Annotated in this window: 21 protein-coding genes; 13 read left to right on the top strand and 8 right to left on the bottom strand. The window is 65.5% G+C overall.

Annotated elements, in window-relative coordinates; translation table 11 throughout:
• Positions 1-10 precede the first annotated feature (10 nt).
• The 7 genes from EDD77_RS00130 (at position 11) to EDD77_RS00155 (ending at position 4,824) form a co-directional block, all read left to right on the top strand.
• Entirely contained in the window at positions 11-442 is a 432-nt protein-coding gene (locus tag EDD77_RS00130) for a hypothetical protein (RefSeq protein WP_058964043.1), read from the top strand.
• Positions 439-933 (top strand): GNAT family N-acetyltransferase, encoded by a 495-nt coding sequence (locus EDD77_RS00135; protein ID WP_242868356.1) that lies wholly within the window; start codon positions 439-441, stop codon positions 931-933. The genes EDD77_RS00130 and EDD77_RS00135 overlap by 4 nt, the downstream gene beginning before the upstream one ends.
• A 156-nt stretch (positions 934-1,089) precedes the next feature.
• The gene (locus EDD77_RS18240) at positions 1,090-1,806 is read left to right on the top strand and encodes a helix-turn-helix transcriptional regulator (RefSeq protein ID WP_058964044.1); all 717 of its coding nucleotides are present in this window, start codon (positions 1,090-1,092) and stop codon (positions 1,804-1,806) included.
• Between the two features lie 86 nt (positions 1,807-1,892).
• Positions 1,893-2,171, top strand: a complete 279-nt coding sequence (locus tag EDD77_RS17925; protein ID WP_058964045.1) for a hypothetical protein — start codon at positions 1,893-1,895, stop codon at positions 2,169-2,171.
• 95 nt (positions 2,172-2,266) lie between these two features.
• The gene (locus EDD77_RS00145; RefSeq protein WP_058964046.1) at positions 2,267-3,133 is read left to right on the top strand and encodes a MerR family transcriptional regulator; all 867 of its coding nucleotides are present in this window, start codon (positions 2,267-2,269) and stop codon (positions 3,131-3,133) included.
• A 276-nt stretch (positions 3,134-3,409) separates the two neighbouring features.
• Positions 3,410-4,606, top strand: coding sequence for an MFS transporter (locus EDD77_RS00150; RefSeq protein WP_132587266.1), 1,197 nt, complete (start codon positions 3,410-3,412; stop codon positions 4,604-4,606).
• Positions 4,603-4,824, top strand: coding sequence for a hypothetical protein (locus EDD77_RS00155; RefSeq protein WP_058964048.1), 222 nt, complete (start codon positions 4,603-4,605; stop codon positions 4,822-4,824). Before EDD77_RS00150 ends, EDD77_RS00155 begins: the two co-directional genes overlap by 4 nt.
• Positions 4,825-4,956: 132 nt before the next feature.
• On the opposite strand, the gene EDD77_RS00160 is transcribed toward EDD77_RS00155, so the two are convergent.
• The 3 genes from EDD77_RS00160 to EDD77_RS00170 form a co-directional block, all read right to left on the bottom strand.
• Positions 4,957-6,903: an oxidoreductase gene (locus tag EDD77_RS00160; RefSeq protein WP_058964049.1), complete on the bottom strand. Its 1,947-nt coding sequence runs from the start codon at positions 6,901-6,903 to the stop codon at positions 4,957-4,959.
• A 262-nt stretch (positions 6,904-7,165) separates the two neighbouring features.
• Positions 7,166-8,239 carry a helix-turn-helix transcriptional regulator gene (locus tag EDD77_RS00165; protein WP_058964050.1) on the bottom strand — a complete coding sequence of 358 codons (1,074 nt, stop codon included), beginning with the start codon at positions 8,237-8,239 and terminating at the stop codon, positions 7,166-7,168.
• Positions 8,240-8,291: 52 nt separating this feature from the next.
• Positions 8,292-9,167 carry an NAD(P)H-hydrate dehydratase gene (locus EDD77_RS00170; protein WP_058964051.1) on the bottom strand — a complete coding sequence of 292 codons (876 nt, stop codon included), beginning with the start codon at positions 9,165-9,167 and terminating at the stop codon, positions 8,292-8,294.
• Between the two features lie 129 nt (positions 9,168-9,296).
• On the opposite strand from EDD77_RS00170, the gene EDD77_RS00175 reads away from it, so the two are divergent.
• Complete coding sequence (locus tag EDD77_RS00175; RefSeq protein ID WP_058964052.1) at positions 9,297-10,001, top strand: NAD-dependent protein deacylase; 705 nt, start codon at positions 9,297-9,299, stop codon at positions 9,999-10,001.
• Between the two features lie 215 nt (positions 10,002-10,216).
• Positions 10,217-10,738, top strand: a complete 522-nt coding sequence (locus tag EDD77_RS00180) for a hypothetical protein (protein WP_132587267.1) — start codon at positions 10,217-10,219, stop codon at positions 10,736-10,738.
• Between the two features lie 74 nt (positions 10,739-10,812).
• On the opposite strand, the gene EDD77_RS00185 is transcribed toward EDD77_RS00180, so the two are convergent.
• The gene (locus EDD77_RS00185; protein WP_058964054.1) at positions 10,813-11,322 is read right to left on the bottom strand and encodes a hypothetical protein; all 510 of its coding nucleotides are present in this window, start codon (positions 11,320-11,322) and stop codon (positions 10,813-10,815) included.
• A gap of 180 nt (positions 11,323-11,502) precedes the next feature.
• Between EDD77_RS00185 and EDD77_RS00190 the strand changes: the two genes are divergently transcribed.
• From EDD77_RS00190 to EDD77_RS00205, 4 genes are all read left to right on the top strand, one after another.
• Complete coding sequence (locus EDD77_RS00190) at positions 11,503-12,462, top strand: D-2-hydroxyacid dehydrogenase (protein WP_058964055.1); 960 nt, start codon at positions 11,503-11,505, stop codon at positions 12,460-12,462.
• Positions 12,463-12,524: 62 nt separating this feature from the next.
• Positions 12,525-13,868, top strand: coding sequence for an MATE family efflux transporter (locus EDD77_RS00195; protein WP_132587268.1), 1,344 nt, complete (start codon positions 12,525-12,527; stop codon positions 13,866-13,868).
• Positions 13,869-13,910: 42 nt separating this feature from the next.
• Positions 13,911-14,681 (top strand): DUF4261 domain-containing protein, encoded by a 771-nt coding sequence (locus EDD77_RS00200; protein ID WP_058964057.1) that lies wholly within the window; start codon positions 13,911-13,913, stop codon positions 14,679-14,681.
• A gap of 30 nt (positions 14,682-14,711) precedes the next feature.
• Positions 14,712-17,855 (top strand): suppressor of fused domain protein, encoded by a 3,144-nt coding sequence (locus tag EDD77_RS00205; protein WP_132587269.1) that lies wholly within the window; start codon positions 14,712-14,714, stop codon positions 17,853-17,855.
• A gap of 66 nt (positions 17,856-17,921) precedes the next feature.
• On the opposite strand, the gene EDD77_RS00210 is transcribed toward EDD77_RS00205, so the two are convergent.
• The 4 genes from EDD77_RS00210 to recG all read right to left on the bottom strand — a co-directional run bounded on the left by EDD77_RS00210 (position 17,922) and on the right by recG (position 23,063).
• Positions 17,922-19,037, bottom strand: coding sequence for a Gfo/Idh/MocA family protein (locus tag EDD77_RS00210; protein WP_058964060.1), 1,116 nt, complete (start codon positions 19,035-19,037; stop codon positions 17,922-17,924).
• Between the two features lie 28 nt (positions 19,038-19,065).
• Positions 19,066-19,953: an acetylxylan esterase gene (locus tag EDD77_RS00215; RefSeq protein ID WP_058964061.1), complete on the bottom strand. Its 888-nt coding sequence runs from the start codon at positions 19,951-19,953 to the stop codon at positions 19,066-19,068.
• Positions 19,950-20,948: an acetylxylan esterase gene (locus tag EDD77_RS00220; protein WP_058964062.1), complete on the bottom strand. Its 999-nt coding sequence runs from the start codon at positions 20,946-20,948 to the stop codon at positions 19,950-19,952. Before EDD77_RS00220 ends, EDD77_RS00215 begins: the two co-directional genes overlap by 4 nt.
• Before the next feature lie 66 nt (positions 20,949-21,014).
• Positions 21,015-23,063, bottom strand: a complete 2,049-nt coding sequence (recG, locus tag EDD77_RS00225; RefSeq protein ID WP_058964063.1) for an ATP-dependent DNA helicase RecG — start codon at positions 23,061-23,063, stop codon at positions 21,015-21,017.
• Positions 23,064-23,072 lie beyond the last annotated feature (9 nt).

Consider the following 23,072-nt stretch of genomic DNA (forward strand, 5'->3'; position numbering starts at 1 on the left):
GAATACGCCCATGAAAAAACGGGATCTGTTGATTCTGGCCTTCCTGCCCACCGTGGCGGGTATCGTGCTGTTCAATCTGGTGGTGCTGCTTGGCGGCAGCGAAGCGGCTTTGTACGGGCTGCAGACCGTGCTGTCGGTGGCGCTGCTGGCCGGCTGGTACGGCGTGGGCCGCTGGGCCGCCGGGCAGGACAAGCGCCCCTGGCCGGGCTTCGCCCTGCTGCAGTGGTGGGGCGCGGTGAGCGTGGTGTTCGGTTTTGTGCCCTCGGTGGCGGTGCTGGGCTCCCTGAGCCAGATGTACGGCGCCTGTATGAGCCTGCTGCTGACCCCGACGGCCGATCTGCTGGGCGGGGCGTATCTGCCCCTGCAGGCATTCCTCACGCTGGCCCTCACCAGCGCGGCCTACCTGCTGGGCTTTGCCGCAAAGCAAAGGAGGAGCCTGTGAGCGAATTTGTAATGCAGCGGGCCACGCGGGCGGATCTGCCCGCCATGAAGGCCCTGTATGCCCATGCCAGAAAATTCATGGCCGAGCAGGGCAACCCGGGCCAGTGGGGTGACTCCTACCCGGACGAGGCCCAGCTGACGGAGGACATTGACTCCGGCTGCGCCTGGCTGTGCCGGGAAAAGGGCGAATTGCTGGCCGCCTTCTATCTGGCTCCCGGCCCGGACGAGGACTATGCCGTGATCCGGGACGGCAGCTGGCTGGAGGAGGAGCGGCCCTACTGGGTCGTGCACCGGGTGGCCTCCTACGGCGGCAGGGGCGCGGCGGCCTGGTGCCTTGACTGGTGCTGGCAGCGGTGCGACAACCTGCGCATCGACACCCACCGGGACAACCTTCCCATGCAGCGGCTGCTGGAAAAATGCGGCTTCGGGCTGCGGGGCGTGGTGAGCTGCCGCCACGGCGGCGAGCGGCTGGCCTACCAGAAGCTGCGGTGATCGAAACAGAAAAGAGCGCGTGCCCCTGAGGACATGCGCTCTTTTTGCAGCAAAATCGGCGATTCCCGCCTTCCGGGAGCAAATTCCCGCCCGGCGGGGTGGCGGTGGGAGGGGATTCCTGCTACAATGAAGCAGGAACGAAAGGAGGGGCCGAGGATGGAACCCGGAACGGCATTCAGAATGGAGCAAAGCTTCAGCGAGCGGCTCAAACGCTACCGCAAGGAAAGAAACCTGACCCAGCAGCAGCTGGCGGACGCGCTGGGCGTGAGCAACAAAAGCGTCTTCCGTTGGGAGTCGGGCGGAGGCTACCCGGACGTGCCGCTGCTGGTGCCGCTGGCAAGGGTGCTGGGGGTGGGCGTCACCGCCCTCACTGTGACCCTGCTGCACCGCCGGTTTGCCACCGGCGCGCCGGAGGGGGCCGTGCTGGGCTGGCACATGCCCCGGGGCCGGGCGTTGCTGCCGCTGTTCGGCTTTGCGCTGCTGGTCGGATTCTGGGCCATGTACCTGTGGCCGAAGCTGCCGCTGGTGCTCTGGCAGCGGCAGGGCTGGCTGTTTGCCGGGCTGTTGGCGGCGCTGGCGCTGGGCTACGGGCTGGCGCTGAAACGGAAGCCGCTGGAGCTGCTGCTGGCCTGGCTCACCCTGACCATGAGCGGCGGGGTCTGGTGGCTGCGCCAGCTGGATCATGTGGCCTGGGTGCAGAGCCTTTCCTCCGGCAAGCTGTTTGAGTGGAACTCCGGGCTGAACATGGAGAAGTATCTGCCGCTGATCCAGCCGCTGCCCGCTCTCTTTGCGGTGCTGGCGGCGCTGGCGGCAATCTATCTGCTGGCGGCGGGTCTGACGCTGCGGGAAAATAAGCAAAGCAGTGAGGCGTAACGCCTCACTGCTTTTTTATGCCCGGATTGCCGCCGCGCCGGGTGCCATGCTACAATGGGAAAAAGACTCCAAAGGAGGAAGGAAACATGAAGCTGGCACGAATCCTTTCGCTGGCGGTACTGGTGGCGGTGCTGTTCGTCACGGTGGATCTGGGCATCAACTGTCTGGGGGCGCTGGTGCCGGAATTGCAGGACGGTATCCCCTATTACAGCCTGCTGCAGCGGTGGTTCGGCGTGTGGGAGGGCGAGATGCGCACCCGGCCGGATTTCTTCTTTGTGTTCCGCCGCTGGCTGTGGATCTCCTTTGCGGTATTTGTGGAAAACGCTGTGCTGTGGAGCATCAGCATCTGGAAACAGGGCCGCTGAAATTTTTCGGCGCGAATTTTCAAAAAACCATTGACCTGGCATCTGGTGCATCCCTTATGCTGAGAGTGCAAAACACAGAGCAGGAGGCGAATTCTATGAACGCAAAGCAGACCGAAGCGGCCACCGGCATCTCCCGGCGGAACCTGCGCTTTTACGAGGACCAGGGCCTCATCCACCCCCACCGCAACCTGGGCAACGATTATCGGGACTACACGGAACAGGACATCCGGGACTTAAAGCTGATCCGGGCGCTGCGCATGCTGGATGTGCCGCTGGAGGAGATCGGGGCCTGCCTGACAGGCAAAACCACGCTGGCCCAGGTCTCCACGGCCCAGCGGTTCCGGCTGGAGCAGCGGCAGAAGGAGCTGGAGGCGGCCATCCGCTTTTGCCGGGAGCTGCAAAGCGCCCCGCAGCCGGACGAGGAATTTCTGGATGGACTGCTGGACCGGATGGACGCGCCGGAAAACCGGGCGGGCCTGTTTGCAGAATGGACCCGGGACTACAAAAAGGTGGCGAAGGCCGAGGGGAAAAAGGTGTTCACCTTCACGCCGGACGACCCGGTGACAAACCCGGCGGAGCTGACCATGGCCCTCTGCCGCTACGGTGAGCAGCAGGGGGTGAATCTGGTGGTGACCAAGGAGAGCATGGCCCCGGAATTTGAGATCGACGGCATTCCCTATACCGCCCAGCTGGTCTGGTGGCGGATGGGGCCGGGGATTCTGCTGATTGTGCGCTGCACCGCCCTGCACCCGGAGCAGCTGGAAAGCGATGTGCCAAAGGCCCGCAGCCGCTGGATGAAGCTGGTGCACTACGGCTGGCCGGTGGCGCTGTTCGTGCTGCTGTGGGCGCCGCGGGTGATCGACGCCGACCCGGCCAACCGGCCGGAGGTGGCACTGGCGGGCGCGACGCTGGCCGTGACCATCACGGCCATGTACTGGGTGTTCCGCCACTTCAAAAGCTGAAACGGCTTGCGCGACGCGGGCCGCCATGGTATGATGAGGGCAGAAACAAACGAAAGGAGGGCGCGGCCATGGGATGGAAATTTCGCACGATTCGTGTACAAAAAGGCAACGAAATGGCGATTCCGGCTCGAAGTGCGCCCTTTTTTCGGTCAGAACGCTGCCCCCGTGCCTGAACAGGCCACGTTTCCGGGAATTTCCCGGGAAGATTTTTGTGCAATGGATCCTTTCCGAAACAGGGCGTGAACACGCATCTTGATTCGGAAAGGATTTTTTGTTATGAAGATCAATCATCAGCTCCGCGCGCTGTATTTTCTGGAAGCGGTGAGCGGATTCGGGCTTGCCCAGGTGATCTGGGTGGTGCTGCTGGCCGGGCGGGGCTTTTCGCTGGCCCAGATCGGGCTGGCCGAGGGGTTTTTCCATCTGGTGAGCCTTTTGTGTGAGGTGCCCAGCGGCATGGCGGCGGACTTGTTCGGCCGCAGGCGCACGCTGGCCGCCAGCATGGCCGTGCGGGCGCTGGCCTGCCTTGCCATGATCGCCAGCCGGGGCATCGGGGGCGTCTGCCTTGCCATGGGGCTTTCGGCCCTTTCCTACAATCTGATCAGCGGCACACGGGAGGCCATCACCTACGACAGCCTGCTGCAGGCGGGCCGGGCCGGGGACTATGAACGGGTGGCCGGGCGAATGGGCGTTCTTTACCGGGCGTCCGCCGTGGGCTGTGCCCTCTGCGCCGGGGCGGCACTGGCTCTGGGCTGGCGGCTGGCCTACCTGACGGATTTTGCCGCCGCTCTGGCGGGGTTTGTGTTGGCGCTGGGGCTGGCGGAGCCGCCCCACGGGCAGGCTGCGCAGGGCACGATTCGGGAGTTCCGGCCCCGGCTGCGGCAGCATGTGGCCGAGACCGGTGTGTTTTTGCGCCAGAACCCGGCGGCGGTGGAAAAAATGCTGCTGGACGGCGCCTGCGGCTGCTGCGCCTATTTCGGGGGCCAGCTGTTGCAGCCTCGCCTGATGGAACTGGGCCTTCCTGCCGGGCTGCTGGGGCCGGTGCTGGCCCTGCTGCCGCTGGCGGGCGCGGCGGGTTCCGCGCTGGCCGGCCGGATGGGCGGGCGCTTTCGGTTTCGCAGTGTGGCGCTGCTGTGCGCGACGGGCATCGGGGGCAGCCTTGCGCTGGCCGGTGCGCCGGTGCTCAGTCTGGCACTGGCCGCCGGAGCCGCCGCCACCTTTTGGGACGGCGTGCTGGAGGTGAAGATGACCGCCCGCCTGAACCGGGATTTCCCCAGCGACCGGCGGGCCACGCTGGTGAGTGTGCAGAGCATGGCGTACAGTCTGGTCATGCTGCCGGTGAGCCCGCTGGCGGGCGCACTGTGTGACAGGCTGGGCTATTCCGGCGGCATGGCGGCGCTGGGGCTTGGGTTGCTTTCGCTGGTGGCGGCGGGCATGGCCGCGCACCGTTGCAGAAAAGGGAGGAAACGGGAATGAACTGGAAAAAACACGTCCGCACCGGGCTGAATCTGTTTATGGGCACCATGGCCGGGGTGTTTCTGGGCAGCAGCCTGTACACCTGCTGGGAACGGGTGGCGCGGCCGGGGCTTTACGCCATGATGAGCGCACCCTGGTACACCTCCATCCTGCTGCATGCCCTGGTCACGGCGGTGTGCATCGGTCTGGCACTGGTGGTCAGGCGGGCACTGCGCTGAGCATCCTCATATAAAAAAGAAAACAGAACCGCCGCGCCGCTCCAGGGGAAAGAATGGAGCGGTGCGGCGGTCTGTTTTGGGTGTTTGGGTGTTGCGGGAAAACACGGACAAGGGAAACGCCGCGTCAGGGCATTACAGAGCCTTGGCGGTCTCGTAGCCGGCGCCGATGGCGTCCTTGATGGTGCCAACCTTGTTGGCGTCACCGATCAGGTGGTAGCTGGCTCCGGCAGCCTTCAGCATCTCCTCCAGCGCCGGGTCGGCCTTGTAGCCCATGGCCAGAACCAGAGTGTCCGCGTCGGCAATGCAGTGCTGCTGGCCGTCTTTGGTGTACCAGATGCTCGATTCGTCCACCTTCTCCACCTTGGCGCCGCAGATCATCTGCACGCCCTTGGCCATCATGCGCTGCACCAGCAGGCTGCGGCCCGGGCCGGACTCGCTGGCCATCACGCCGGGAGCCATTTCCAGCAGGGTGATCTCCCGGTTGCGGGGATACAGATCGTTCACCAGCGGGGCCAGGTAGTCGGCGGTCTCGCAGCCCACCGAGCCGCCGCCGATCACAACGATCTTACGGCCGGGGAAGGCGCGGCCCGCCAGCACGTCGTCGGCGGTCATCCACTGCTTGAAGCCGGTGAAGGCAGGCACCACAATGGGCTGTGCGCCCGCGCCGGCGATCACCTCCCAGCCCTTGAACTCGCCCTCCAGCATGGCTTTGTCCACGGCGCAGTTCAGGCGTACCTCCACGCCCGCGCCCTCCAGACGGCGGGCCATGTACTGAATCAGGCGGGTCAGATCCTGCTTGGCGATGGGCACCGCGGCAATGCGCATCAGGCCGCCCAGCTCGGCTTCCTTCTCGCACAGCACCACATGGTGGCCCCGCTTTGCGGCCACAAAGGCGGCTTCCATGCCGGCGGGGCCGCTGCCGATCACCAGCACGTTCTTCTTTTCGGCGGCGGGGGCCAGGGTGTCCTCATTCTCCAGCTCGAAGGAGGGGTTCACGGTGCAGGCCACCCGCTTGCCGAACATGATGCCGTTCAGGCAGCGCAGGCAGCCGATGCAGGGGCGGATGTCGTCGGCCTTTTCGGCGGCCACCTTGTTGGCAAACTCCGGGTCGCACAGGTTGGCGCGGCCGATCATGCAGATGTCCGCCTTGCCGTTGGCGATCAGTTCCTCGGCAATCCAGGGCTCGGTGATGCGGCCCACAGTGGCCACCGGGATGGACACATACTTCTTGATCTCGGCGGCGGTGGCGGCATGGGAGCCCATGGGGGTGCCGGGGGCGGGGATGGAGCTGCCGCGGGCGATGGTGGTGCCGCCGGAAACGTGCAGGAAGTCCACACCGGCCTTTTCCAGCTGCTTGGCCACATAGATCATGTCGTTCAGGTTCAGGCCGCCGTCGGTGTACTCGCTGCCGGAGATGCGCACGTCGATGATGAAGTTCTTGCCGCAGACCCGGCGAACCTCCTCGATCACCTCCAGCGTCAGGCGCAGGCGGTGGTCGATGTCGCCGCCGTATTCATCGGTGCGCTTGTTGTACAGGGGGGACAGGAAGCCGCCCAGCAGGCCGTGGGCGTGGGCCGCGTGAATCTCCACACCGTCGGCGCCGGCGATCTGGGCGCGCTTTGCGGCCTCGCCGAACTGGCGGATGATCACCTTCAGCTCCTCTTTTGTCACGGCGCGGGGCGCCTCCCTGGCGTAGTAGGGGCCCACGTTGGAGGGGGCGATCAGCCGGGGCGTGCCGGGCAGGGGGAAGGCCATGTGGGCCGGGTGGAACAGCTGGGGCAGAATCTTCGCGCCGTACTCGTGCACGCCGTCCGCCAGCTTCTTCCAGCCGGGGATGAAGGAATCGTCGTAGATGCACATGTCGCCGGGCAGGTAGCAGTAGGTGGGCTCCACGGTCACCACCTCGGTGACGAACAGACCCACGCCGCCCTTTGCACGGGCCTTGTAGTGCTCCACCAGCTCGTCGGTCACATAGCCCTTATCCGCCAGATTGGTGGACAGGGGCGGCATGAAGATGCGGTTTTTCACGGTGGTCTCGCCAATCTTGATGGGCGAGAGCAGATGCTCGTATTTGCTCATGGCCAAACTCCTTCTCATGGGGCATCGGGCGGGGCCGCTGGCCCGCCGTGCCGGTTCCTTGTTTCAATGGCCACATTATAGCACGGTGGGGCGGCCAAAAGCCCGTGCGCTGGTTGCCATCAACGGCGGGATTTTGTTAGAAGTTTGTCAGCCGGAGCCATAAAACTGCCGACAAAAGACAAAAAATGCCTGTTTTGACGTGGTTAAACGTTAAAACAGGCGTTTTTTGTTCTGAAAATGGAGCGGCGGGGAAAACCGGCTTTCAATTCTTCGTGGGGGTAAACTCCACCACCAGTTTGCCCGCCTGCTGGGTGAGGGCGGCGGGGCCGTCGCTCTCGCACACCACCGCTTCGCCCCGGCGCAGGATGGTAAGGCCCGGCGCCTGATGGATGGTCTGGTCCGGCAGGCGCAGCAGGTGATCCAGCAGGGCCAGATGGGCCGCGTCCAGCCGCATTTTCTGGTCCGCGCCGGTCTCGCTGTACCGCAGGTTCTGCAAAAACCGCTTGCGGTAGACGCTGGGCAGAATGCCGTACATCTCCTTAAAGGCGGCGGCGTAGGCCTTGGCGCTGGGCATGCCGCAGTCCAGCGCCAAGGCCTCGATGCTCTCTTTGCCCTCTAAAAGGGCCTCCAGCGAGGCCCGCACCCGCACATAGGAAAGGTATTTTACAAAGGGCAGGCCGATGTGTTTGGTGAACAGCTTGGAGGTATAGGACACGCTGAAGGCCAGCTCTTTGGCCACGTCCTCCAGATGGATGTCCTGCCGGAAGTTCCGGTTGATGAACCGGATGGCCCGGCGGGAGCTTTCGTGCAATGGCGATTGCAGCGGGATGGACTCCATGGGCCGTCTGGCCCCGCTGGCGCACAGGTCCGCCAGCTCCATCATCCGGGCGTTCAGCTGAAACAGGCTGTGCTCCGGCTGGGTGAGCAGCCGCAGCAGCCGGCCCAGCGTCTGGCGCAGCCGGCCCAGCAGGGGGGCGTTTTCCGCTTCGGTGCACACCATGGTGGAGAACAGGCCGTCCACCTGGCCCACCAGCGCCTCGGGCATCCGCTCGAAATCGATGTGCACCGTGAGAATCACGCTGGCCGCGCTGTTTTCCGCGTCGGGGGCCTTGCGGATCATGTGGATCTCCCCGGGGGCGATGAGGGCCAGTTCATGGCGGTTCAGCAGGTGGGAAAAGCCCTCGGTGATCACCTCATACCGCCCTTCCAGCACGTAGGAAAGCTCCAGACTGGTCTGCTGGCTGAACACCTGCCGGTCAAAGCCGTTGATGCTCAGGCTCAGAGGGTGGCCGAACTTCTGGCCGGAAAAATCGTAATAGGCGTTCATGTTCTGCATGGCGGTCCCCCCCTTTTTTATAACGAATCAATGCGGAACAGTGGGCGCGGCATCAGCGGCCGCTGTCTGCAAAAATGGTGCCCAGATCGTATAAAATGTCGTGGGGCAGCATGCCGTACTGGCCCAGCCGGGTGGCGCACCGGTCGGCGGCGGCTCCGTGCAGCCACACCGCGCACACCGCTGCATACAGCGGGTCCAGCCCCTGACCCAGAAAGGCCGCGGTCATGCCGGCCAGAATGTCGCCGCTGCCGCCCCGGGAAAGCCCCGGGTTGCCGGTGGTGTTGCAGAATACCTCGCCCTGCGGCCCGGCCACGATGGTCCGGTGGCCCTTCAGCACCACCACGCACCGGTTGGCCCGGGCATAGCCGGCGGCCACGCTCTCCCGGCTGGCGTTGATCTCGGCGGTGGTCACCCCGCACAGCCGGGCCATCTCGCCGGGGTGGGGGGTGATGATCAGGGGCAGGTTTGCGGGCCGGGGTAGGCTTTCCATGGCCGCGGCGGCGTTCAGGCCGTCCGCGTCCAGCACCAGCGGGCAGCCCGCGCTTTCGCCCAGCTGCTCCAGAAGGGCGGCGGTGCCCGGCGTGTTGCCAAGGCCCGGGCCGAAGAGCATCGCGTCCGAGCCCCGGGCGGCCTGCAGGATGCGCTCGCCCTCGGCCGGGTCGATGCCGCCGTCCTCGCCGGTGCGGCAGGGCAGGAACACCGCCTCCGGGCAGCGGGCTCCCACCCCCTGCAGTACCGGCTCGATGGATGCCAGCGTGAGCACACCGGCGCCGGCGCGCAGCGCGCCCTCCACCGCCAGCGCCGCCGCGCCCCGATACTGGTTGCAGCCGCACACGCACAAAAGCTTTCCGTAGCTGCCCTTGTGGCTGTCCGGCTTGCGGGCGGGCAGATGCTCAAACACCAGACTGGCTGTGATTTCCTTTGCCATACGGGTTTCCTCCCTTTTTGCCCGGCGGCATGGCCGGGCGGATGGATTTGTGGTATCATTTCTATAAGGTTATTATACTACACCGCCCGCCGGGCGGCAAAGAGAGACAAGGCAAAGGAGTGTGGGCCCATGAACCGGCAGCTGGAGGATTTGATCGCAAAGAGCAACAATATTGTGTTTTTCGGGGGCGCGGGGGTGAGCACCGAGAGCGGCATCCCGGATTTCCGCAGCGTGGACGGTTTGTACAACCAGCAGTGGAAGTACCCGCCGGAACAGATCATCAGCCGCAGCTTTTTTGAAGCGAATCCGGAGGAATTCTACCGGTTTTACCGGGCCAAGCTGATCGTGAAGGACGCCCGGCCCAACGCCGCCCATCTGCGGCTGGCCAGACTTGAGGCTCAGGGCAGGCTGAAGGCGGTGATCACCCAGAACATCGACGGGCTGCATCAGGCGGCGGGCAGCAAAAACGTGCTGGAGCTGCACGGCAGCACCCTGCGCAACTACTGCACCCGGTGCGGCAAATTCTACCCGGTGGAGTTCATTGCCGAAAGCGAGGGCGTGCCCCGGTGTGAATGCGGCGGCATCGTGAAGCCGGACGTGGTGCTGTATGAGGAATCGCTGGATCAGAAGGTACTGACCCGGGCGGTGCATGCGCTGGAGGCAGCGGATCTTCTGATCGTGGGCGGCACCAGCCTTGCGGTGTATCCGGCGGCGGGCCTTTTGCGCTATTACGGCGGAAGGGAACTGGTGGTCATCAACATGACCCCCACCCCGGCAGACAGGATGGCCACCCTGTGCATCCAGCAGCCCATCGGTCAGGTTTTTGGAGAATGAGATAGAATTATTCAATAAAAAGAGAAAAAATCATTAAAAACAGACAAAAAACAGTTGCAACAGCCCCCGCTCTGCTGGTATAGTTAAGTTATAAAGAATTTTACCCGGCGCGGATAAGTTAAGGCAGTCCCGCAGAATTTCAGGCGGCGGAGCGCGTCTGAGGCGTTCGCCGTGAATGGTGCGGTGTTGCCTGAGAAAAAATTGGGGGCGTTGTTATGGAACGGACACAGAAGATCCCGCCGAAGGCGAGGGCGTTCATGGTCTGCCTTCTGGGCGCGGAATATGCGCTGGATGCTGCCCGCGGCCAGGTGTTCGACGGGGTGAAGGCCTGCCTGGAGCGGATGCGCATCGTGGCGGACATTGTGCTGCTCACCAATCTGAACGTACGCTCGGCATACAGCGAATGGAATTTCCATGGCCTGCCCCCCTGCACGGCGATGTGCATCAAGCGGCGGGAGCTGGCCCACTGCGTGAGCGAGCTGCTGACCCGCGGCTACGACCGCCAGAAGGTTCTGGTGGTGGGCTTCGGGCCCCAGTGCCTTGCGGCGGCGGAGAAAAACGGGGTGCTGTTTTACCCCATTCTGCCGGAGCAGGAGGCCATGAGCTGGCACTCGCTGGAGGAGGAAGCCCTGCCAAAGCTGCTGCACGGCACCTATGCGGGCGACTACCAGCGGCGGCTGATGGCCCGCCACACCGCGGCCATGATTCAGGCAGGCGGCGAAACGCCCGGAGACTGATACCAAAACACAAAAGGAGCGTTCTCAGCCGGTGTGGCATAAGAACGCTCCTTTTTGCTGCTCAGATTCTGGACTCAGCTGGTCTGCTGCACCCGCACCATGAAGAAGTAGCGCACCGAGCCGCGCCAGCCGAAGCCCGCTTCCACCTGATAGAGATACAGGCCCGGCGCACTGGGGCTGATGATCTGGCCGTCGCTCACGTCCGCCAGCTCCACAAAGTTTTCCAGCGCATCGTCCGACGCACGCTGGATGCGCAGGGTTTTGGGCGGCAGCGAGAAGCTGATGTCCAGCACGCTGTTGGGGGCAAGATCCACCGGATACAGCTGCTCGCGCAGGGTGGCGCTGGTGTAGGTGGGGGTATCCTTGGCCACGGTGGTGAAGAAGTTCCACTCGTATCCGGCCCGGAACACCATTTTATCGTTCAGGTTCACATCCCCGTTCACCGTGATGGTGATGGTGGGCAGGGCCTGCTCCGGGTCCTTTACGTCCATATTTTCCCGAATCAGCACCGTGATGATGATGGCCACGGTCATGAGCACCGCGCCCAGCAGCAGCTTGCGGATCACAAGCTTTGGCGTATACATGGCAAAAGCCCCCCTTATCCACACCGGACAACCGGGCCCGGCAGATGGTTTCCTTTTCATTATATACGAACCGGCGGCAAAAATCCAGCGGCGGGGCTTGAAGGGCCTGCCAAAAGCGGGTAAAATTACAAAAGAGACAAAAACGGGGCGGAAAGCGCCCCGGATACGGAGGCAGAATCGATGAAAATTGTTGTGCTGGACAGCTACTGTGTACGCCCGGGCGATCTGGACTGGAGCCGGCTGCACGACCTGGCGGATGTGGTGGAGGAATACCCCCGCACCCCTCCCGAGCAGCTGGCCCAGCGGCTGCGGGATGCGGATTTTGCGGTGGACAACAAATGCTACATCGACGAGACGGTGCTGGCGGCCTGCCCGAAGCTGCGCTGGGTGGGGCTGATGTCCACCGGCATCGACAAGCTGGATCTGGACGCCTGCCACGCCCATGGGGTGGCGGTGGCCAACGTGCCGGGCTACTCCACCGAAAGCGTGGCCCAGCACACCTTTGCATTGCTGCTGGAGCTGGCCAACAGCATCGCCGGCCGGGATGCCAGCGTGCGGGACGGCTACTGGCAGGTGGATGTGCCGGAGCAGCACTACGGCATCCGCCCCCATTTTGAGCTGGCGGGCCGCACCTTCGGCGTGGTGGGCTACGGGGCCATCGGCCGGGCGGTGGCGCGCATTGCCCGGGGCTTTGGCATGCGGGTGCTGGTTTATACCCGCCATGTGAAGCCGGAATACGCCGCCGACGGGGTGGAGTTCGTGCCCTTTGAGCAATTGCTGGAGGACAGCGATGTGGTGAGTCTGCACTGCCCCGCCACCGCCGAGACCCGTGGCATGATCGATGAGGCGGCGCTGGCGGCCATGAAGCCGGGGGCGATTCTGCTGAACACCGCCCGGGGTGCGCTGGTGGACGAGGCGGCGGTGTGCGCCGCGCTGAAAAGCGGGCATTTGGGCTACTACGCCTCGGACGTGGCGGCCCATGAGCCGGTGCGCCCGAAGGACGGGCTGCTCCACTGCCCGAATGTGCTGATCACACCCCATGTGGCCTGGGCCACCGAAGAGGCGCTGGCCCGGCTGAGCGCCGAGGTGTGCGCCAATCTGGAAGCCTTTTTGCAGGGCAAAAAGCGCAACCTGGTATAAGGCGCCAGAACAAAAGAAAAAGCGGGGCCAGGCCCCCTGGCAAACGGAAAGGAGCGGGTGGCTTGACCCCGTTGAAACGGCAGTTTTTTCGCTATGCGCTGCCCAGCATGCTGAGCCAGCTGCTGAACAGCTGCTTTATCATTGTGGACGGCTTTTTCATCGGCCGGAATATGGGCGATATCGGCCTTGCGGCCATCAATGTGGCCTGGCCCGTCACCGCCTTCATTCAGGCGGTGAGCCTGGGGCTCGGGCTGGGGGGCGCGGTGCGCCTTTCCACCGCGCTGGGCCGGGGCGATAAGGAAGAGGCGGCGCTGGCGAGGGGCAACACCCTCACCGCGCTGGCAGCGGCGGGCGTTGCCATGAGCGTGGGGCTCTGGCTGGCCTGCCCGGTGATTCTGCCTTTGATCGGCGCGAAGGGCGAGCTGTACGCCCCGGCGCTGGAATACAGCCGGATGATCTGCGCGCTGGCGCTGGGCCAGACCATCAACACCGGCGTGCTGCCCCTGTTGCGGGGCAGCCACAAGACCATACAGGCCATGAGCTTCACCATTGTGGGGCTGCTGGGGAATATTCTGATGGACTGGCTGTTCATTCAGGCCTTCCAGTGGGGGCTGGCGGGCGCTGCGGTGGCCACCGGCTCGGCCCAGATTCTCTGTGCGGTGCTGGCTTTGCCCTGCCTGCTGGCGAGCAGGGAGCTGCCCCTGCGCCGGGCGGATTTTGTTCCCCGTTGGGGCATGCTGCGGCGCATTGTGCAATACGGCGTTTCGCCCTTCGGGCTTTCCATCTCCACCAGCGTGATTCTGCTGATCACCAATCTGCAGGCGCTGCACTGGGGCAGCACCCGGGGCGTGGCGGTGTATGCGGTGCTCAGCTATGTGCTGGGTGCGGTGATCCCGCTGGTGAGCGGCGTGGGCGACGGTGTGCAGCCGCTGCTCAGCCATGCCCGCGGCGCCGGGGAGTGGGAGCATCTGGCTCAGCTGCGCCGGTGGGGCCTCTGCCTTGCGGTGGGGGTGGCCCTCGCCTGCAGCGCCCTCACCTGGATTGGCCGTTACCAGCTGCCGCTGGTGTTCGGGGCCAGCCCCGAAGCCACCGCCGAGGGCGCGTCGGCCATCTGGACGCTGTGCATCGGCTACCCCTTCATGGCGGTGGTGCGCTTTTGCAGCAGCTACTTCTGCGCGGTGGGCGAGCCGGTGGCGAGCGGCATTCTGGCCTACGGCGAGCCGCTGGGCACCCAGCCGCTGGCGCTGCTCACCCTGCCGCTTGTTCTGGGGCTCACCGGTGTGTGGGTGGCCTGGCCGGTGGCGGTGGCGCTGGCGGCGCTGGCCGCTGTGGTGCTGCTGGCGGTGCAGGCGGGCAGGCAGCGCCCGGATACAGAACACGAGAAACCGGCCGGTCAGCGGCCGTAATGCACAGGCCCGCCCGGCGGGCCGCAAAAGGGAGGAACCACCATGGAAGAGAAAAAGACCGTTGCCGGCGCTGCCGGCGGTACGCTGGTGAATTTTGTGCTGCTGGAGCAGCCCGCCTTTGACCGGGAGCAGCTGATCCGGGATCTGCAAAGCGAATGGGGCCTGCCGGTGAACGGCGAGAAGGAGGCCCCCGCCACCGGCAACGTGGTGTTCGACGCCGACGGTATGATCGCGGCGGTGGCCCTGATCGACGCGCCGGTGCCGGAGGGCGAGGCGGAGCAGCAGGCGAAAACCAACTACTGGTGGGAGGAAGCGGTGCAGGCCGCGGCGGCCCACAGGGCCCATCTGCTGATCACGGTGCTGCCCCAGGGGCAGGCGGGCCCGGTGGAAGCGGCAAAGCTGCTCACCAAGGTGAGTGCGGCGGCCTGCGGCCAGCCCGGCGCGCTGGGCGTGATGGCGGCGGGCACCCTGCTGGCCCCGGATTTTTACCGGGCCGTGGCCGACACCATGCGCGAGTATGTTTTGCCCATTCTGAACTGGGTGTATTTCGGCCTGTGGCAGAGCGAGCAGGGGGTGTGCGCCTACACCTACGGCTTGCAGGACTTTGAGCTGCCCGAGCTGGAAATTCTGCACAGCGCCCGCCGCCCGGTGGAGCTGCGGGATCTGCTGGCGAATCTGGTGATGGATCTGCTGGAGGGCGAAGTGGAGCTGGCCGAGGGCCAGGTGCTGGCCATGGGGGACGGCACGCCGATTCCGGTGAGCCGCAGCGCCGGCGTGGCCGTGGAAGGCGAGAGCCTGAAGCTGGGCTTTTAAACAAACAGGGGAAGGAGAACGAAACAGGGGATGACACGGCTGTTGGACGAAAAGACCCGGGCCAGAGTGGAGGAGCTGGCGGCCCGGGGCCGCTGGTACGACGCGCTGGATCTGGTGCAGGATCAGGTGGAGGGCGCCATTGATCTGGGCCTTGTCAGCCGGGAGCAGATGCGCGCCGATCTGGAGCTGGCGCTGCTGGTGGCCCGGCTGGATCTGGGCGCGGCGGAATACGAGGCCTGGCAGCAGGCCGTCCAGTGGCTGGCCCGGCTGGAGGAGCAGGGCGCGGGCAATCTGGAATGGTGCCGCAGTCTGGCGCTGGCCCGGCTGTACACCGGCGCGCCGGAGGAAAGCCTGCGCCTTGCCCGCATGGGCCTTTCGCTGGACGGGCAGGACGAAATCTGCCGGTATCTGGCGGCGGTGCTCACCGCCCATTTTGGCGACGAAGCCGCCGCCGAACAGCTGCTGGAGGAGGGCCTTGCCGCCTGCCCCGGCCAGACCCGGCTGGAACGGGCGCTGAAGGGCCTGCGTGCCGGGCAGGGGCTGGAGCAGATCGAGGCCGCCCGGCTGGAGGCGGAGGGCGTCTGCCCGGCCCAGAGCGAGGAGCGGGCAGGCCGGGGCCTGCGCAGCCCCGCCGAAGAAGCGCTGCTCTGCATGCTGGGCGACGACGAGGGCCTTGCCCGGGCCGCCGCGGCCTTCGGGGCGGAGAATCCCCTCTTCGAGGGCATCTACTGCTTTGCGGACCTGAAATTTCAGGGGAATTTTGTGAACCTGCGTCTGGATATGAACCAGCGGGGCGCGGGCAAGGTGAGCGAAGCCTGGGCCGCGGCCCTCGCCGCCCGGCTGGAGGAGCTGGATCGGCTGGCCAGGGCGGCCATCCGGAAAAAGGAAGCGGGCCGCCGACTGGAGCTGGCCCATCTGCTCATCGAGCGCAGCGGGGCCTTCCGGCTGGGATATCAGGTGGGCCGCAGCCGGGAGGAACGGCTGTTCGCCTACCAGCGGTTCGACGCCAACTTTGAACGCTGGGGCGAGCCGGAATACGAGGATTATTCAGCGGATGAACCTCCCCTGCCCGCGGAGGAGCAGGCGGCGGAGCCCTCGGCCCCGCCCGCTGCCTATACCGAAGAGCAGAAGGCCCGGCTGATCGAGCATCTGCACCGCTGGCTGGGGCCGGTGAGCGAGGTGATTCCCCCGGCCGAGAGCGGCGGAGTGGAGCTGCTGGTGCTGCGGCCCCACCGCCACCGGCACTGGACGGTGCTCGTCACCTGCGGCATGGGCGCCGCGCCCATGAACGTGCCGCCGGAGCTGGCGGGCTTCGGGGCCGAGCGGGCCGAGATCATGATGTATCTGCCGCCCCATTGGGATTCCCGCTCCGCCGACCCGCAAAACGCATGGCCGGTGGGCTGGCTGCGGCTGCTGGCCGCCATGCCCCGGGAGCAGGGCACCTGGCTGGGCTGGGGCCACACCATTCCCAACGGGCGACCCTTTGCCCCCGGCTGCGGCTTCACCGGGGTGATTCTGCTCATCCCCGGCGGCGTGCCGGATGCGGCGGCGGTCTGCCCGCTGCCCGGCGGGGGCGAGGTGAACCTGTATCAGGCCGCGCCCCTCTACAACGAAGAGATGGCCTACAAGCTGGAGCAGGAGGCCGAGGGCCTTCTGCGCCTGTTCGACGAAAAGGAGCTGGAGCCCCGGGCCCCCCTGAGCAGCCCGGCCCGGCCCAATGCCTGCCCGGCACAGGGCGGCGCACCGGAGGATGAGGCGCTGCTGGCGCAGATCGAAGCCTGGAACGCCGACCGGCAGTATGAGCGGATTTTAAAAGCCATCGAAGCGGTGCCGCCCGAACAGCGAGGCCCGAAGCTGCTGGGCCAGCAGGCCCGGGCGCTGAACAATCTGGGCCGCTTTGAGGAAGCACTGCAGGTGCTGGATCTGTGCAAAGAACAGAGCGCGGCGGACCCGCTGTGGCATTTCCGGGCCGGGTATGCCTGGTATCATCTGGGCCGGGAGGAAAAGGCGCTGGAGGCCTTTGACCGGGCGGATGAGCTGGCCCCCGGCGACGAGGAGACCGAGCGGTATCTGGACTGGTGCCGCAGCGCCATTGCCCTGCCGGTGCAAAAGCAGCCCTTCACCGAGCGCGTGCGGGACTACTGGGCCGATTTTGCCGCCCGGGAACAGGAGCTGCTGGCGCTGAGCGAAGCGGGCGATGCCAAAAAGACCCGCCATCTGCACGCGGAGCTGCTGGCCGGGGTGTTCGGCGGGGCGGAGTTCTCGCTGGATACCGCAGCGGACGGCCGCCTGCGCCTTGCGGTGTGGGCCGAGTGCATGCCCACCCGGCTGATTCAGATTCTCTACTGGCAGGAGAAGGCCCCCGAAACGCTGGCCGAGCGCTGGGTGTTCTGGGCGGGCCAGCCCGCCGACCCACAGGCCCCGGCGCTGGAAGGGGCGCTGGTCTGGCCCGAGCGGCGGGGCGAAAAGGCTGTGATGGCCGTCTGGGCCCCCGGCCTGCACGCCGGGCAGGACATCGCCCCCGCGGCCCGGCTGCTGAGCCAGGCCATGGGCGAGGGTGCCGCGCTGTGCCGGGTGGAGCGGCTGGAGGTGCTGGCCGCGCCCCGGCCCCAGGGCGGCATGCCGCTGCGGGAGCTGCGGGCGAAGATGGCGGAATGGTTCTGCGGCGGCGACGAAGCCGCGCTGGACCAGGCCCAGGCCATTGCCTGGAACTACCAGAATTACTACTACGAGCCCTCCACCCAGGAGGACTGGGCCCTGCGGCAGGATGTAATTGCCGGGGCCACCTGCTGCAGCGAGCTGCTGGCGGACTATTACCGGGGCGACGATTCCCGCATGGACCGTTTGCAGGCGGACGGCGTGATCGGCGGCTTCTTCTTTTACAGCACCGAACAGGTGCCGGAGGGCCAGCGGGTGGAGCTGCGGGGAAAGCTGGAGGACGAATTGCAGAAGGCCGCGGGCGATGATCTGTGGATTCTGGGCGGGGCCACCGGCTTTGCCTATTCCTACATCGACTGCATCTGCTTCGATCTGAAAACCGCCCTGAACGCGGCCAGCGCCCTGCTGAACCGGTATCCCTTCGCGGAGATCGGCTTCCATGTGTTCCGGCTGAACTGCGGCGGTGTGAACCTGCGGGATGAAGCCGGGCTGCCGGCGGAAGAGGAACAAAACTGAACAAACCATAAAAGCGCCCCCGGGCCTGCCGTTCTGGCAAGGCCCGGGGGCGCTTTGTGTTTTTCGTTATTTCTCTTCCATCCGCTTTGCCAGTTCGGCGGCGTAGGCGCCCGGGGGCGGGGGCACCGGCACGGTGCCGCCCTGCCAGGCGGAAAGATAGGCCGCGTTGGTGGCCAGCAGGCTTCCCAGCGCATCCGGCACCGGGCACAGCGGGGCGCGGCGGCCTTCCACCGCCGCCAGAAAATCCGCCACGATGCCCGCCTGCTGGGCTTCGTTCGGCTCCTCCGGGGTTTCCCACCGCTCCTCGGTGAAGGGGATGGGCCCGAAATAGCCAGTGGTGGCCCGGGCAAAGTCCCGCTCGTCCTGCGCAAGGCGGCGCAGGGTGAACAGCCGGTCGTTTTCCAGAATCAGCTGGCCTTTGCTGCCGCTCAGTTCCAGCCGGTTGGTGCCGGGGAACTCCCGGCTGGAGGCGATGAACTGGCCGGTGGCGCCGCCCGGCCAGCGGATATGCAGGGTTACGTCGTTTTCCACCTGAATGGCCCGCTCGGCCCCGAATTCGCACAGGGCGGTCACCTCATTGGGAACCCCGCACAGCCAGGTGAGCAGATCCAGCTGGTGGCTGGCCTGGGTGAGCAGCAGCCCGCCGCCCTCGCCCTTCCAGCTGCCCCGCCAGGGCTCGCTGGCGTGGTAGGCCGGGGTGCGGTACAGGTTGGTGATCAGCCAGCAGGCGCGCTTCAATTGCCCCAGCGCACCGCTTGCCACCAGCTGCTTTGCCTGCTGATAGGCGGCGCTGGCCCGGCGGCAGTAGAGCACCCCGGCGGTAAGCTCCGGGTGGGCCTTGCAGGCGGCCAGCAGGGCGCGGGCCTCGTCCGCGTCCACCGCCAGCGGCTTTTCGATCAGGGGGTGCACCCCGGCCTTCAGCGCCTGCAATGCCATGGGCACATGCCGGTTGTGGGGCGTGCAGATCATCACCACGTCCACAAGGCCGCTGTGCAGCATGGCTTCGTAATCGGTGAAGAGGGCGGCATCCGGGGTGCAGAAGGCGTCCCGGGCGCCGGTCAGGTGAGTCATGTTCCGGCTGGACAGGGCGGTGACGCGCCCGCCGGGGATTTTTCCGGCGGCGAACAGGCCCAGATACACCCGGGCGATGGAGCCGATGCCGGCAATGCCGACGCGCAGCATGGCGATTCCTCCTTTGAAAACAGAATGATCAGGCCAGATGCTGCAACAGAAATTCCAGCTGGGCGTCCTCATACCAGTTTACCCGCTCATGGGTGTATTTGTCGAATAAAATCTGCCGTTTGTCTGTGCTGGCTGAATGCTGGAACAGGGCCAGCTGGGCAGCAGCGGGGCTGAGCGGGTCCATCCGGCTGCTGCCCAGCAGAAAGGCGCAGCTGGATGGTGGGGCAAAATTCATGCAGTCCAGATGATCCAGTGCGCAGAACAGCTCTTCCTGCCGGCTGCGGGTGGGATTTTGGGCGCGGAACCAGTTGGTCAGGGGCTGATAATAGCCGCCCGCGCCGGCGCCTGCCATGGTTCGCAGATCCAGCAGCAGTGGGTTCAGCACCGTGCAGACAGTCACCGCGTCGCTTTGGGCGGCACACAACAACGCCATCGCGCCGCCCAGCCCTTCGCCGCTCACGGCGACAGGCAGGTGCGGAAAAAGCTGCCGTGCGGCGCGCAATGCCCGCAAAGCGGCTTTGTAAGTGCGCAGCAGTACTGGTACGCCGCCGGGGGTTTGGGGGTCTGGCGCACCGCAGCATACCGCGGCGTCGGCGGGCAGCTCGGGGGCCAACACGGCGCAGCCTGCAGGCAGATATCGGCTCAGATAGTAATGGCCCCGTGCGGAACGGCCGATATCATGAAAGTCGATCAGCACGCTGGTGGGGGTAGCTGGCCGGAGCAGCCGAGCGCAGAGTACGTCCTTGCCGTTTTGCAATATCAGGCGGCAGAACGCGGCCTGCGGGGAGGAAAATTCTTCGGTTTCGTGCAGATCGTCTGGAGCAAGACTCGCCTGACAGGTGTTCCAGAAAATGTCAAAATCCACAGGATGCTGCGTGGAGCAGGTGGGTGCAGGCCAGTTGGTACGGTTTGTCATACATATTCCTCCTCTTCCCAGAGATCGGGCCCCTGACAGCAGAAAAAGCGAATCAGCCGGTCATCAAATTCCTGAATCTCTTCATGGGCAAAATCCGGATACAGCAGATGTCGCTTAGGCGAGGTGATCCGGTTGTAGACCGCATACTGGGTAACAGGTGGGCAGATCGTGTCTTGAAAACCGGTGGCAAACAGCACCGGGCAGCGAACCATGGGGGCAAAGTTGATGGTATCCACATAGCCAAGTTTGCGGAAGATTTCGTCAGTATGCAGGCCTATCGGGTCGAACCAGCGCATGTAATAGCGCAGACCCTCGTAGGCGATCAGATCGGCATCCAACTCCCAGACTTTCTGGAAATCACTGAGAAACGGATACTGGATGCCCGCCTTCCGGATCAGATCCGAATGGAGGGCGGCGGTGGCCAGCGCAAGCGCACCGCCCTGAGAACCGCCGTTCACATAGACCCGGTCCAGATCCAGGCCGGGCAGCTGCCGGGCAATGCGGATCAGCAGGGCAATATCCTGATGAACCTTGACATAATACATCTGTTCCGGTGGACCGTCCAGTCCAAGAATCATGTTGCCGCTGGCACGAGTGCTCTGGTAGGAGGCGGCATCCAGGCTGGCACCCCCCTGGCCCCGGCAGTCCATGGCCAGCATGGCCACTCCCATGCTGGCGGCGTAGCTGGTCAGCTCCAACCAGCTGCGGGTGGCGCCGGGGTAACCGTGGAAATGCAGCAGCAGCGGTACCGGCTGCTCCGACGCGGGGCGGATGTATTTGGCATAGAGCAGCGAACCATCTGCCCCGCGAAAGCGCAGCTCCTGATAGCGCACGGAACCACGGGCTGGAAATGGGCCGTCACGCAGTTCCCATTCTAACGGGACACGATTCATCTCCGCCATGCGTTCGGCCCAGAAGACGGCGAAATCCTCTGGGCAGGGGGCGGTACCCCGATAGGAGTCCAGAAAAGAACGGTCATCGGGTTTCCATGTCATAAAAACACTTCCTTATTTGTTGAGTATTTGAAGGCAGAATCCGGAACGAACCGGACTTGCCTTGTATCAGTTGAAGGTGGTGCGTTCAAACAGGTGGGAGACCTGTGCCGCCAGCAGGCTGTGCTCCGGGGCGGCCAGCTTCGGGTCCTGCTCCAGCAGCTCGTGGGCGCATTTCTGGGCGGCCTCCAGCGTGCGGGTGTCGCCCATCAGGTCGGCCAATTGCAGGGTGGGCAGGCCGTGCTGCCGATCCCCGAAGAAGTCGCCGGGGCCGCGGGTCTCCAGATCGTATTTGGCGATCTCGAAGCCGTCCTGTGTATGGCAGAGAAAGCGCAGCCGGTCCCGCACCGCTTCGCCGGTGTGGTCGCTGATGAGAATGCAGTAGGCTTCGCCGCCGCCCCGGCCCACCCGGCCCCGCAGCTGGTGCAGCGCCGACAGACCGTACCGCTCGGCGTTTTCAATCACCATCACGGTGGCGTTGGGCACGTCCACGCCCACCTCGATCACGGTGGTGGAGACCAGCACGTCCAGCTCGCCGTTTTTGAACTGCTCCATCACGGCGGCCTTTTCCTTTGGCTTCAGCTTGCCGTGCATCAGGCCGATGCGCCGGTGGGGCAGAAGCGCCCCGGCCACGTCGGTGAGGTAGCTGGTCACCGCCTGCAGATCCGCCGCGCCGGGCGCTTCGGTATCACTCTCCTCCACCCGGGGGCAGACGATGTACACCTGATGGCCCTTGTCGATCTGGTCGTCCAGAAAATGATACATGTCCCGCCGCTTTTTGCCGGTCACCGCATAGGTTTTCACCGGCAGGCGGCCGGGGGGCAGCTCGTCCAGAATGGAGATGTCCAGATCGCCGTACATCAGAAGGCCCAGCGTGCGGGGGATGGGCGTGGCGCTCATCACCAGCACATGGGGGGCGGTGGATTTGTCCGCCAGCAGGCCCCGCTGGCGCACGCCGAACCGGTGCTGCTCGTCCACCACCGCAAAGCCAAGGCGGGCAAACTCCACCCCGCTGCTGATCACCGCGTGGGTGCCCACCACCAGATCCGCCTCGTGGGCGGCGATGGCCGCAAGGGTGGTGCGCTTCTGGGCCGCCTTCATGCCGCCGGTGAGCAGCGCCACCCGAAGCCCGAAGGGCTCGAGAAAGGTCTGCAATGTGGCCGCGTGCTGGGCGGCCAGAATCTCGGTGGGGGCCATGAGGGCGCTCTGGTAGCCGTTTTTCGCGGCCATGTAGATGCCCGCCGCGGCCACAAGGGTTTTGCCGCTGCCCACGTCCCCCTGCAACAGCCGGTTCATGGGCCGCTTTGCCGCCATGTCGGCGCAGATCTCGGCGGCGGCCCGCCGCTGGGCCCCGGTGGGGGAGAAGGGCAGGCTGTCCCAGAAGGGGGTGAGGCCGGTGGGCTGCATGGGTGCGCCGCTCTTCACCGCGCCCCGGCTTTTTAAAAGGCTCAGGCCGATTTGCAGGGTGAACAGCTCCTCAAACACCAGCCGCCGCCGTGCCGCGGCCAGCGCCTGCGGGGAGGCAGGGTGGTGGATGTTCTTCACCGCCGTCCACTTATCCGGCATCCGGAAGCGGGGCAGGTAGTCCGGCGGCAGGGGCTCGGGCAGCGGGTCCGCCGCGGCCAGCGCGTTCTCCACGCAGCGGGCGATCTGGCCGCTGGCAAGGCCCTCGGTCTGGGGGTAGACCGCCACAAAGGGCTTGCGCTCCACCTCCGCCCGGGTGCGCACGATGGGATTTGCCATCTCCCGGCGGGAGAGTGCGCCTTTCGCCCGGCCCTCGAAATAGTATTCCTCGCCCAGCAGCAGCTTGTCCGCCATGAAATGGGTGTTGAACCAGGTGAGGGTCAAGGTGCCGGTGTCGTCCGCGGCGGTGGCCTGCACCATGGTGCGGCCCCCGGGCAGGCGCACCGCTCCCTTTTTGGCGCACACTTCGGCCCTGATGACCACCTCGGTGCCGGAGGGGGCTTCGGCAATGGGGCTGGGCTGACTGTAATCAATATAGCGGCGGGGATAGTGGCAGAGCAGGTCGCCCACGGTGGCGATGCCCAGCCGGGCGAACCGCTCGGCCAGCCTGGGGCCCACGCCCTTGACGTATTGAATGGGGGTATCCGGCTTCATGGCGGGGCC

The organism is Allofournierella massiliensis, from assembly GCF_004345265.1.
Taxonomy (GTDB): domain Bacteria; phylum Bacillota; class Clostridia; order Oscillospirales; family Ruminococcaceae; genus Allofournierella; species Allofournierella massiliensis.